This is a genomic window from Cellulophaga fucicola, from assembly GCF_900119145.1.
Taxonomy (GTDB): Bacteria; Bacteroidota; Bacteroidia; order Flavobacteriales; family Flavobacteriaceae; genus Cellulophaga; species Cellulophaga fucicola.
Genome location: NZ_FPIY01000001.1, coordinates 1,017,702 through 1,030,388, shown reverse-complemented (window position 1 = coordinate 1,030,388; position 12,687 = coordinate 1,017,702). Strand labels below are relative to the sequence as shown.

The 12,687-nt window shown below is 31.3% G+C and carries 12 protein-coding genes; 8 read left to right on the top strand and 4 right to left on the bottom strand.

Annotation, left to right across the window (positions count from 1 at the left end; genetic code table 11):
* From BT107_RS04565 to BT107_RS04530, 8 genes are all read left to right on the top strand, one after another.
* Complete coding sequence (locus BT107_RS04565) at positions 1 to 1,917, top strand: OmpA family protein (RefSeq protein ID WP_072302917.1); 1,917 nt, start codon at positions 1 to 3, stop codon at positions 1,915 to 1,917.
* A gap of 130 nt (positions 1,918 to 2,047) precedes the next feature.
* Positions 2,048 to 2,407 carry a hypothetical protein gene (locus tag BT107_RS04560; RefSeq protein ID WP_072302558.1) on the top strand — a complete coding sequence of 120 codons (360 nt, stop codon included), beginning with the start codon at positions 2,048 to 2,050 and terminating at the stop codon, positions 2,405 to 2,407.
* 162 nt (positions 2,408 to 2,569) lie between these two features.
* Positions 2,570 to 3,319, top strand: a complete 750-nt coding sequence (locus BT107_RS04555; protein WP_072302557.1) for a hypothetical protein — start codon at positions 2,570 to 2,572, stop codon at positions 3,317 to 3,319.
* Between the two features lie 205 nt (positions 3,320 to 3,524).
* Positions 3,525 to 5,138, top strand: coding sequence for a glutamate synthase-related protein (locus BT107_RS04550; protein WP_072302556.1), 1,614 nt, complete (start codon positions 3,525 to 3,527; stop codon positions 5,136 to 5,138).
* A 21-nt stretch (positions 5,139 to 5,159) separates the two neighbouring features.
* Positions 5,160 to 5,885, top strand: a complete 726-nt coding sequence (locus BT107_RS04545; protein ID WP_139254274.1) for a hypothetical protein — start codon at positions 5,160 to 5,162, stop codon at positions 5,883 to 5,885.
* 2 nt (positions 5,886 to 5,887) lie between these two features.
* Positions 5,888 to 6,541, top strand: a complete 654-nt coding sequence (locus tag BT107_RS04540) for an NAD(P)H-hydrate epimerase (protein ID WP_072302554.1) — start codon at positions 5,888 to 5,890, stop codon at positions 6,539 to 6,541.
* Between the two features lie 6 nt (positions 6,542 to 6,547).
* On the top strand, positions 6,548 to 7,180 hold the full coding sequence (locus BT107_RS04535) for a Pycsar system effector family protein (protein WP_072302553.1): 633 nt from the start codon (positions 6,548 to 6,550) through the stop codon (positions 7,178 to 7,180).
* Between the two features lie 167 nt (positions 7,181 to 7,347).
* Complete coding sequence (locus BT107_RS04530; RefSeq protein ID WP_139254273.1) at positions 7,348 to 8,229, top strand: DUF6268 family outer membrane beta-barrel protein; 882 nt, start codon at positions 7,348 to 7,350, stop codon at positions 8,227 to 8,229.
* Here the strand turns inward: BT107_RS04530 and BT107_RS04525 are convergent, their stop codons facing one another.
* From BT107_RS04525 to BT107_RS04510, 4 genes are all read right to left on the bottom strand, one after another.
* Positions 8,230 to 8,910, bottom strand: coding sequence for a potassium channel family protein (locus BT107_RS04525; RefSeq protein ID WP_072302551.1), 681 nt, complete (start codon positions 8,908 to 8,910; stop codon positions 8,230 to 8,232).
* A 6-nt stretch (positions 8,911 to 8,916) separates the two neighbouring features.
* Positions 8,917 to 10,686, bottom strand: coding sequence for a TrkH family potassium uptake protein (locus BT107_RS04520; RefSeq protein ID WP_072302550.1), 1,770 nt, complete (start codon positions 10,684 to 10,686; stop codon positions 8,917 to 8,919).
* Positions 10,687 to 10,787: 101 nt separating this feature from the next.
* A complete protein-coding gene (locus BT107_RS04515; protein WP_072302549.1) occupies positions 10,788 to 11,465 on the bottom strand; it encodes a response regulator in 678 nt (225 codons plus the stop codon).
* On the bottom strand, positions 11,458 to 12,540 hold the full coding sequence (locus tag BT107_RS04510) for a sensor histidine kinase (protein ID WP_244543094.1): 1,083 nt from the start codon (positions 12,538 to 12,540) through the stop codon (positions 11,458 to 11,460). The genes BT107_RS04515 and BT107_RS04510 overlap by 8 nt, the downstream gene beginning before the upstream one ends.
* Between the last annotated feature and the right edge of the window lie 147 nt (positions 12,541 to 12,687).

Sequence of the window (12,687 nt, the reverse complement as noted above, 5' to 3'; positions counted from 1 at the left end):
ATGAAAAAAAGTTTATTCATTTTAAGTATACTTTTTGCTTCATTATCTGTAGCACAAAGTAAAGAAGAGAGAGCAAACGATTTCTTTGATGATTTTAAATTTAGTGAAGCTATTAAAGTTTACACAAGTATAGCGTCAGAAAAAAAGAAACCATCGTTAGACGTTATTCAGCATTTAGCAGATAGTTATTTTAATATAAACGATTATCAAAATGCAGAACAATGGTACAGTAAGTTGTATGCAATAAAAGGAAAACAAATAGGAGAGAGCAACCTCATAAAATTGGTGCAAAGCTTAAAAGCTAGTATGCAAGTAGAAAAAGCAGATGAGCTTTTAAAAGAGTACTACACCAACCCAACAAAGCTAAAAATGATTATGTTGCAAAAGGCGTATTTAGATAGTATCTCTAAGACAAAACCAAAATACACTATTAAAAATATGCCTTTTAATAGTCAAAAGTCAGATTTTGCACCTGCAATGTATTCTAGAGGTTTAGTTTTTGCATCTGCAAGAGATACAGTTAAATCTAGCAAATTATATCCTTGGAACAAGCAGCCATATTTAGACTTGTATTTTACAAATCCTAAGCAAGAAGATTTTGTTCCAGAAAAGTTTTTAGAGAATATGGAATCTACTTTCCATGATGCAACAATTGCTATTTCTAATGATGGAAGAACTGTATATTTTACACGTAATTTTATCAAAAAAAACAAACTTAATGCCAATGCAGATGGCCTGTCTAATATGCAAATATTAAAAGGAACAATAGCAGATAATAAGCTTATAAATGTAATGTCTTTAAGTTTTAATAGTAAAAATTATTCTTGCGGACACCCTGCATTGAGCGCAGATGGTAAGTCTTTATACTTTACCTCTAATATGGATGGTGGTTATGGAGATAGTGATATTTATGTGGTAGAACTATCTGCTTCTGGAGATGTTGTTTCTAAACCAGAGAATTTAGGGCCTACTGTAAATACCAGAGGAAGAGAAATGTTTCCTTTTGTAGATAAAGAAGAACTGTATTTTTCATCAGACGGACATTATGGTTTAGGTGGTTTAGATATTTTTGCTTCTAAAATTTTACCTAAAGGAGAATATTCATTGCCACTAAATATGGGAGAGCCTATAAATAGTAATATGGACGATTTTTCATTTATCAGAGAAATGGCATCTACCAGTGGTTACATAGCGTCTAACCGTTATGGCGGTATGGGAGATGATGATATTTATCATTTTGAAGGAGCAAAACCTATAAACTGTTTAGAATATTCTGGAAATGTTTATAATGATATTACTAAAGAACCATTAGAGAGAGTTACTGTTGCTATTTATGATGAGGATGATAAATTACTGCAAAACAGTAAAACAGATACAAATGGCTATTACAATTTTGTTTTACCGTGTAATAATACCAGTAAAATAGTTTTTGCTAAAGATAAGTACTCTAAAAAAACGGTTACCATTACAACTAAAGAAAACCCTGAAGAGCCATCTTTTAACAATAAGGTGTATTTAACTCCTTTTGAGAGCTTAATAGTTAAAGAAGATAATGTAGAAAAGATAAATGTAGAACCTATTTATTTTGATTACGATAAATCTAATATTACACCAAGAGCAGAGATAGAACTAGAAAAAGTACTTTTTGTATTAAGAGAATTTCCAGATACTAAAATAAAAATAGAATCGCATACAGATTCTAGAGGTAAAGATGCTTATAATTTAGAATTGTCTGATGATAGAGCAAAATCTACCAGAAGGTATTTAGTGTCTAAAGGAATAGATATAGACCGTATAGAAAGCGCCAACGGTTTTGGCGAATTAAGACTTAAAAATAAATGTAGCAACGGTGTTAAGTGTTCTGAACAAGAACATTTAATTAATAGAAGATCTGACTTTATAATTGTTGCGAAATAAAAATACGTATAGTTTCCCCCAAATCTTTAATAAAGCACCGTGTTTCGGTGCTTTATTTATGTTAAAGTAAATATAAAATGGTAGCCTTTTAGTGCATAATTTATTATTTTGAAAGATAAATTTTACAAAGATGAAAAAAATTATATCACTAGTAATGAGCTTGTGTTTAGCAGTTGTTTTACACGCAAATACAGCACCTTTAAATTCTGAAATTAAAATAGGTACAGAACTTAAAATAGGAGCAGCTTCTGCAGCAAACTATCAACATTTAGTCTTACCAAGAAAAAACTTTATTATAAAAAGTGGAGGTTTAGCAAACTATAAGAGTTTAAAAAATTTAACTGTTGTGGTTACAGCTGTTAATACAAACTCAGATGGTAATGTAGAGGTTACTTTAAAGCGTAAAAACAGCAAAAAGTTTTTTAACAGTCACCCTACTATAAAAGCTAATTATACCAAAGCAATTAATGCAAAAGAACTATTAAAATAGTAGTTTATGTAGGGATGTAATAAGAATATAGTTGAGGTTAAAAATTAAATTGAGTATCTTTAAAAGAGTATAATTTATTGAATTATAGAGCGATAGGTTTTGTATAGCCTGCAATGCAATAGAGTTTAGCTCTTTGTTTGTTAATGCCTAAAACTATAAAAAATGACAGAAATAATGCATTTTGCAGCACAATATTTAGCTGCTGCAGGAATAAGTTTTATTGAAAAAAAGGCAGATGATAGTCACACTAACCTTGGCTTTTCAGTAAGAAATCAACAATTAGAAACACATCCTTTATCCACGAACGGAGATGTACTTTGTTTAAATTATAATACGTTTTCTCTAGATTGGAGTTCACCTAAATTTAGTGCTTCTTTTTTTCTAGAAGATAAAACACATTTACAAGCATTAGAGTGGTTGCATAATTCCGCTAAGATTTTTTTAGGTAAAGAATACAAATATCAATTTCATTACGCTTTACCGAATCTTATAGATGATTCTTTTATTTACGAATTAAATATATCAGAATTAAGCGAATTAGCTTCTTTAAGAACAGTAGCACAATCTACAATATTAGAGACTCTAAAAGAGTTAAACTTAAAGTCAGAGGTTCGGGTTTGGCCACATCATTTTGATACTGGTGCATATGCTAGTTTAAATAGTAAGTTAGATTTAGGACTAGGTATGGCTATACCAGATGAAGTTGTTAATGAGCATTATTTTTATATAAGTGGGTATAAAGAAGGTAAAAGCGTAGAAACAATTAATATGGAGATACTTACAGAAGGTGAGTGGAAAAACAATGGTTTTAAAGGAGCTGTATTACCTGTAAAAAAGGTAGAGAAAGACAAAGCAATACAGTTTTTTACTAGTGTTGTTAAGGAATATGCGAAGGTTGGTGAACTGTCTTAAGTTGTTTTTTATAGCTAAATAAAAAGTTATTATAATGGTTATTCAATAGTAAAAGCATCGCATAAGCGGTGCTTTTGTTATTTATGTAAGATTTGTTTTTTTAGTATTGAAAGGCTTCTATCATTTATTCGTCCAATATTATATCCTTTTTGTAATTTAAGCAATATAAGAATAACCACTAATAACAGCCACAACCACATATTCTATGAAAAAACCAATTGCAATTGCCCAAGTAAACTCTTTAGAAAATAAAAAACCAGAACACGCTTTAGTCAATGGTTTAGATTTAGTAATAGTAAAGTTTGATGACGATATTTCTGTATTGTACGGTAGATGTCTGCACAGAGGAGCTTTAATGTCAGATGGTCACGTAGACGGTCATAATCTTATTTGTGGTGTTCACGGTTGGGATTATAGAGTTGATACTGGAGTGTCTGAGTATAATAATGCTGAGGTATTACATAAGTTTACCACAAAAATAGAAGGAGATAGTCTTTTTGTAGATGAGGCAGAGATAGATGCTTATTTGGTAGATAGTCCACAACCATTTAATAGAGATGCATATTTAGGCGCTTACGCAGATACACACCCAGAAGAAACGGAACCGTACACTGGGTATATAAAAGAATTAGCTACCAACGGGTTAAAGAATTTAGGGCATCACGGGTTTTCGGCCTCTATGGGAGTAGATAGAAATACGTTACCAAAATGGAGCGATATTCAATTTTTACCAGCACAATTAGCAAGTAGACCTTTGTTAGATGAAGAAAATGTAGCAACCAAAGTAATTATTGGCCCTAAAGCTAAAAAACCATTGCATTTAGATATCCCTTTATTTGTTAGTGATATGAGCTTTGGAGCATTATCTAGAGAAGCTAAAATAGCATTGTCTAAAGGAGCAGAATTGGCTGGTACAGGCATTTGTTCTGGAGAAGGCGGTATGTTACCCCAGGAGCAAGAAAGCAATAGCAAGTATTTTTATGAGTTAGCATCAGCAAAATTTGGTTTTTCTTGGGATAAGCTAGACAATGTGCAGGCGTTTCATTTTAAAGGCGGACAAGGAGCTAAAACAGGAACTGGCGGACATTTACCAGGTTCTAAGGTAAGTAAAGAAATTGCAGAGGTTAGAGGCTTAAAAGAGGGTGAAACAGCAATATCACCTGCTACTTTTCCAGATTTTCACGGAGTTGAAGATTTTAAAGATTTTGCAGCACAAGTAAGAGAACGTACCGGTGGTATTCCAATAGGGTTTAAAATTGCAGCAAGTCATATAGAAAAAGACATACAGTTTGCACTAGATGTAGGCGTAGACTATATTATTTTAGATGGTAGAGGTGGTGGTACCGGCTCTGCTCCAACTATTTTAAGAGATAACATAAACATCCCAACAATTCCGGCTTTAGCAAGAGCTCGTAAATATTTAAATAAAGTAGGCGCTACGGATGTAACCTTAGTGATAACAGGAGGTTTACGTATTGCTGAAGATTTTGCAAAAGCTATGATGTTAGGCGCAGATGCCATTGCAGTATCTAATTCTGCCTTACAGGCAATTGGTTGTTTGGGTATGCGTGCCTGCGGTAGTAACAACTGTCCGGTTGGTATTGCCACTCAAAAAGAATCGTTACGTAGTAGATTAATTATTGACTCCTCGGCAAAGCAATTACACAATTATTTTGATGCAACAAACAATTTAATAAAAGTAGTAGCAAGAGCCTGTGGTCACGATGATGTTTCTAAATTTAACTTTGATGATTTATCTACTTTTAATTATGATATGCATAAACTAACAGGAATTAACTACGCTGGTATTAACGCCTAAAAAGATACAAAAATGGAAAAAATGATGCACTTAGCGGCACAATATTTAGCTGCTGCAGGAATAAGTTTTGTTGATAAAAAGGATGATGATAGCCATACAAACCTTGGCTTTTTAGTAGATAAACAACAACTAGAAACTCACCCATTATCTGTAAACGGAGATGTACTTGTTTTAAATTATAAAACGTTTTCATTAGAATGGATTTCAGCTAAAACGAAAGATTCTTTTTTGTTAGATGGTAAAACACATACACAAGTATTAGAGTGGTTGGTTAGTTCTGCTGAGACTTTTTTGGGTAAGAAATATACGTATGGTTTTCATTACGATTTGCCTTATTCAATTGAAGATTCTTTTACTTATAAACTAGAAGCATCAGAATTAAAAAAATTAGCAGGGTTAAGAACTTTAGCGCAGATTAGTATAGAGAAAACACTAAAAGAAACAGAATTGGAATCAACCGTTCGTATTTGGCCGCATCATTTTGATTCTGGAGCTTATGCCAGCTTAACTGCGGATATAGCTATAGGTTTTGGTTTGGCTGTGCCAGATAGTATGGTTAACGAGCATTATTTTTATATTAGTGGATATAAAGGTCATTCTGGATTAGATACTTCAAATTTTGATGCACTTTCTATAGGTGAATGGAAAAATGAAGGCTTTAAAGGAGCAGTTTTACCAGCTTCTGGAGTAAGCAAAACAGAATTGATTCAGTTTTTTATTGAAGCTATAAACACCTATAAAAAATAAGTATGCAAGTAAGCAGTCTTTCTTTGGATGCTTTTAAAGAAATGGATTATTGGGCTTTAGAAAAGTACAATTTGTCTATTGCTCTAATGATGGAAAATGCAGGTTTACAATTGGCTAGGCTAGTGGCTAAAAAAGCAACAAAAGGCTCAGTTATTACTATAGGTGTTGGTAATGGAAACAATGGAGGTGGCGGATTAGTAGCCGCGCGTAGACTTGCTGCTTGGGGTTTTAATGTTAATTTAGATTTAGCGGTTTCTATCACTAAAGAATTACCCAAGGCACAATTAGAAAGAGCGTTATTGTTTGGTGCAAAAGAAGGCATTCCAAAGAAAACAGATATTTGGGTAGATGCCTATTTGGGTTTCTCTCAAAGACTGCCATTATCAGCTGTATTTACTAATAAAATTGAAGTAGCAAATGCATCATCAGCCTTTAAAATTTCTTTAGATATTCCTGTGGGTATTTCTAAAGATGGTAAACTTACAGGATTTAAAGCAAACCAAGTAATGACTTTGGCAGCTCCTAAAACTATATTAGAAAAATTACCAAGTGCAGTAGAAGTGTTTGTAGCAGATTTAGGAATTCCAAAGTCGGTTTATGACCATTTTAATATAAAAATGCCAGATTTTTTAAAAGACCAATTAATAGCTTTATAAATAAAAATGACTGATACTAAGAAAGAGGATAAACGTATAGATAAAGAACTAATTAAAGAGTTAGGGATTGATAAAGAAAAATTAAAAGAGCTTAAGAAAAAGCTTTTAAAAGTAGAGCCACGTTCTGAACGTGGTGCAGAAACATTGTTTCGTTTGGTGTCTAAAAATCAGTACACTTTAAACACAATGATTGATAGAAAATCTAATATTCTTATTTCTATTAACGCACTTATTCTTTCTATAATTTTAGGTACTGTACTTAGCCAGTTAGATAAAGACCCTCATCTTATATTTCCGGCAAGTATTATGTTATTTACAAACTTAATTTCTATTGGGTATGCTGTATTTGCAACAAGACCAGAGCTTACACACGGAAATAAGAATACCAATAATTTATTATTCTACGGAAATTTTAATACAATGGAAGAGGAGCAATATACAGAGGAACTTACTAGTTTAATGTACAAGGGAGACGATCTTTACAAAGCTATTGCTAAAGATACCTATCATTTAGGGAAAACCATTGATAGAAAATTTAAATTGCTTAGAGCTTCTTTTCACGTATTCCTAATTGGAATTATTTTAGCTGTTATAGGGTTTATTGCTTGTCATTTAATGTTTGGTAATTACTTTATGTAAGACTCTTGTTTTTATCTTTTCTATAAACTTGCGTAGTTATTGTTATAGAATTTGTTAAAATGTTGCTTTTAATAAGTAATCAGTTGTAAATACAAACATACTTAATCATTTATTATTGATAACTTTGTAAGGTTTTATAGATCTTAGTAGTAATTTAATTAATTTGAATGAGGAATAAAAGTCTGTTGTTTGTAATGTTATTATGTTTTGTAACCGTGTCTGCACAGATTTCCGATTTTGCAAGAGTAGAATATAAATTACTACCAAGAGGAAGCTCTAATTTTGGTTATAGTCGTATTCGTGCAGCTGTTAATTATCCAATAGAGCTAAAAAACAGCAATTATTTACTATTAGGATTAGATTATAGTAATATAGAAATGTCTTTTGATTCTGATATAGTAAAATTTAATACAGATATTATTCAGGATTTTCAAATGCTAGAGTTTAATCTGGCATATATAAAAAAACTAAAAAACGATTGGCGTTTGGGAGTACGTTTTACACCGGGTTTTAGTTCTAATTTAGGTAGTAAAATTACTTTTGAAGATGCTGTTTTTGCAGGAGATGTAGTATTTATTAATGATAAACGAGACGATACTACAATAGACAAACCCTACCGTTTAATAGTTGGAGTCTCTTATTCGCAAAACAGGGGTATTTCTTTTCCGCTACCGTTTATAAGTTATTACCGTAAGTTTCACCCAAAGTGGTCTTATAATTTAGGAGTCCCAAAGTCTAATTTACAATATCATATTTCTAAAAAATCTAGATTAAAATTGGTGACAGAATTAGATGGTTTTACTGCCAATATACAAGAAGGTTTACCAGTTAATAATGAAGAAGATTTAGCTAAGAAAATTAATGTTTCACTTATTCTAGGAGGTTTACGATACGAGTATAAGATTAAAGAACATTTAGAGTTTTTTTGTAACTTTTCTGGCGTACTTATGGAGTCTGCAGAACTAAGAGATAAAAACAACGATAAGGTATCTACTGTAGATAAAAAGAATACTGTTTATTTTGGCACGGGATTACGCATAAAAAAGTAGTTAATTCAAAAATCGTTTTATGTCTTTGTTGCTGCCGTAAATGACTAAAATATCATCTAAGTAGAGTGTGTTATCTGGATTAGCAACACCTTTTACTTTTGTAATATTTCTAGTTTTACCTATAATACTTTTTACTTCTTTGTTAGAAATTGTAGTTAAAACAATTAAATTATAATTTTCTCTAATATTTATTTCTCTAATTGTTTTGCCATCAAATTCTGGAGGTAATACAGCTTCTACAATACTAAAGTCATCATTAAGCTCAAAAGAGTTTAAAACCCCTTTTAAACATAGTTTTTTAGCCCACCTCTCGGCAGATTCTTCTTCAGGATGTACAATTTCATCAATACCAATAGCGTGTAAAACTTTTTCGTGTAAAGAGTCTATAGCTCTGCTTATTAATCGTTTTACTTGCAAGTTTTTAAATAAGGCAGTAGCCATAATATTAGCACCTTTGTTTTCGCCAATTGCAACAACAACCAAATCTGTATCTTTTAGAGGTAAACCAGATACTGTATGCTCATCTGTAGCATCCATACAAATGCAATGAGAGATACGTTCTTTGTACATATCTACACGACCCATATTGGTATCTATACCAATAACCTCGTTACCTTTTTCTGTTAATTTTATGGCTAAAGACGAGCCAAAACTTCCTAAGCCTACAATTATATATTTCATCTTATTTTAATTTATAGTCAATTCTTCAGTTGGGTATTTGTAATTTCTTTGTTTGGTTTTTTTAACCAATGCAATAAGGAGTGTAAGCATACTTACTCTACCAATAAACATAATACCAATAATAACAACCTTACTTGCAGCACTTAACTTGGCTGTAATACCAAGACTTAAACCTACTGTACTGTATGCAGAAAAGCACTCAAAAGCTATATCTAGTAGCTTTTTATCATTATCAAAAATAGAAATCATAATTATTCCTGTTCCTATAACTAAAAGCGATAAAGAGATAACAGCAAAGGCTCTACGTACAGATACTTCAGCTATTTCTCTTCTAAATACTTCTATTTTAGATTTTCCTTTTGCTAAACTTAAAAAGTTAAGTGTTGCAATGGCAAATGTGTTCGTTTTTATACCACCACCCGTAGAAGCAGGTGATGCACCAACCCACATTAGTAAAAAGATAAGCATTATGGTAGAAAAGTTTAAGGCAGACATATCTATGGTGTTAAAGCCTGCCGTTCTAGGTGTGGCAGCACCAAAAAGTGCTGTTACAAATTTTCCAATTCCGCTATGTTCTTTTAGTGTATTGTTGTATTCGTTACTATAAAAAATAATTGTACCTACAATAGTTAGGGCTGTTGTAGTAACCAAGGTAATACGGCTATTTATGTTTAAAACCCAAGGTTTATGAGTTTCTTTTTTGCCCGATAAATAAAACAGTTTTCTAACAAAAAAGTACTTTAAATACTTAATTAGATTTACAACTATAGGAAACCCTAACCCTCCTAATATAAAAGAACCCATTAGAATGCTGTGAAGCATATAGTTGTTTTTAAATCCTGTTTGATAAAGACTATTTGGTAGCGTAGAAAAACCAGCATTACAAAATGCAGAAACCGAATGAAATAGCGAGAAAAAGCAACGTTCAAAAAAAGAGCTAAACAAAGATTTATCTACACTAGTATAAATTAATAATGTGGCTAATATTTCTATGGAGAATGTAATTATTAAAATACGTTTTAAGGTAGAAAAGACTTCTCCTAACTTAGATGAGCCAGTAATATCACTTAAAGAGAGCTGGTTCTCATAACTAGCGCCACCTTTAAAAAAATAACTAAAATAACTAGCCACTGTAAGTATGCCAATACCACCAGCTTGTATTAAAAATAAGATTACAGATTGCCCAAATGTTGTAAAATAACTGCCTGTATCTACTACAATTAAGCCCGTAACACAAACCGAACTTGTGGCTGTAAAAAGAGCATCTAAAAAAGAAATGCTAGTGTAGGTTGCATTGGGTAGCATTAGTAATAATGTACCCATAAAAATAATCCCCAAAAAACTAATTATAAAGAGCTGTGCAGGATTAAATACAGTACGCTTATAGTTTACGTTCTGTTCAGAAAACTCTCTTATAAAGGTTAGTATAATGGCAAATTTAACCCAATTGTCATTATATAAAAAAGAAATATGTTTGTGTGCTTCTTCTCCTAAAAAGTGGGCATATAAAATAGTAAGGGTAACAAGTATGGTTAGGCTATCAAAAATAAGTACACCAAGTTTTATAGTTTTATGGCGTTTAATATAACGCAGTATTGTGGCTAGTATACCTAATGCTATAACTATAAAATAATAGATATTAAAAATGTACTGTAATTGTGAAGATTTATCGTATCCAAAATCTATTACAAATAGAAGTAACCCAAGTACACTACAAATAAATGCAATGCGGTATAGTTGTTTAAAATAGTTAATGTAGTTATTTAAAAAACTCAATTTGCAGTAGGTTTAATTTTAAATTTAAGACTGCAAAGTTCATCTAAAAACTATATGTTTAAAATCAAGTTTTTAGATGAGATATAAAGATTTTATAAAGATTACTCAAATCGGTAACCAACACCACTTTCTGTAATAATATAATGTGGATTATTAGGATTGTCTTCAATTTTTTTTCTAAGGTTACCTACAAAGACTCTTAAGTATTGTGTTTCTGTACTATAACCGTTACCCCAAACCTCTTTAAGTATATATTGGTGTGTTAATACTTTACCATCGTTTTTAGCAAAGAGAGCCAGTAGATTATACTCGGTAGAAGTTAATTTTACTATTTCATTATTCTTTTTCACTGTGCGAGCAACCAAATCTATCTCTAAATCTCCTGTGGTAATGCAAGAATTATTCTCTATGTTTTGATTGCTACGTATTGCAGATCTTAATCTTGCTAACAATTCACCCGTTCTAAAAGGCTTAGTTAAATAGTCGTTTGCACCATTGTCTAGTGCTTTTACAATATCTATTTCACTGTCTTGCACAGACAAAATAATAATAGGGTTGTTGTACCATTCTCTTAATTCTTTAAGTACAATATGTCCGTTTTTATCTGGCAAACCAATGTCTAGCAGAATAGCGTCTGGTAAGTGGCTAGCAGCAAGTGTAATGCCTTCTTTAGCTGTATCTGCCTGTAACACTTTATACTCATTACTCTCTAAATTTATCTGGAGTAATTTTCTAATTTGTGGCTCGTCATCTATAATTAGTACTTGTGCTTTATTCATTTTCTAAAACTTTTATAGAAGAAATCTCTACAGGTATAGTTACTGTAAATTTAGCTCCTTTAGGTTTTATATTTTTTAATTCAATAGAACCATTTAGTGCCTCTGTAAACCCTTTAACAATAGACAAGCCTAAACCAGTACCACCTGTATTTTTGGTGTTTAATTTGTAAAATTTATTAAATACGTGTTGTTTGGTATTTTTAGGAAAACCAATACCATTATCTGCAACTACAATAGTTAATGCATTGTTTTTACACGTTGCAGAAACAGTAATTGTTGTTTCGTTTGGTGTGTGTTGCAACGCATTGTGTATTAGGTTGTGCAACATTGTTTCTAGGAGTCCGCCATCAATTTTAACTAAAGGCAAATCTTCTTCAGGAGTGTAGGTAATAGTATGGTTGGTAGCGTCTTTTTTATTTTCTTTTAAGACACTAAAAATAAGCTCATCAATATCAAACCAATCATAAATTGGTTTAATAGTTTTTGCTTCTAGGCGACTCATACTCAAAAGGTTTTCTACTTGTCTGTTTAAACGGTTAGATGCCAATTCAATTTCACTATATAATTCAATTTTATTTTCAGATGATAACTTTATGTTTTTATCTGTAATAGTATCAATAGCACCAATTATTGCAGAAATAGGAGTACGTAATTCGTGCGATAGAGAATTTAGTATAGTGTTGTAAAGTGCTATTGTTTTTTCGTTCTCAATTTCGTTTTGCTTTTTAATTTCAAACTGTCTTATTTTATAGGTTAACACACCATTTATTAAAGCAATTACAAAGTACATTGCAAACATTAAAATATCTTCTGCAGTATCTATATGCAGCGTTAAAGTAGGCGGTATAAAAAAGAAGTTAAGAATTAAAGCACTTAATAATGCAGTTACAATAACAGGTAAAATATCAAATAAAATAGCAGAAATAGAAACTGCTAACAGTAATATTAAAGCAACAACACGATACCCAATAATATCTTTAAAAGAATAAGATAATACAGATAAGAAAACAATTAATAACACACATATTAAATGCTGCTTTGTACTGCTAATTTTTTTTGTAGTTAAAACTCCCAAATGTATTTTTTTTAGGTTTAAGCAAAGATAAAGTTTATTAAATAAGTACTGCTTTTTTAGGGAGATAACAACGGTATTTAATTTTCTTAAATCATATTTGCCTAGCAGTTATATAACAGTATATTTAGTAGCTAGAATAATTAAGAA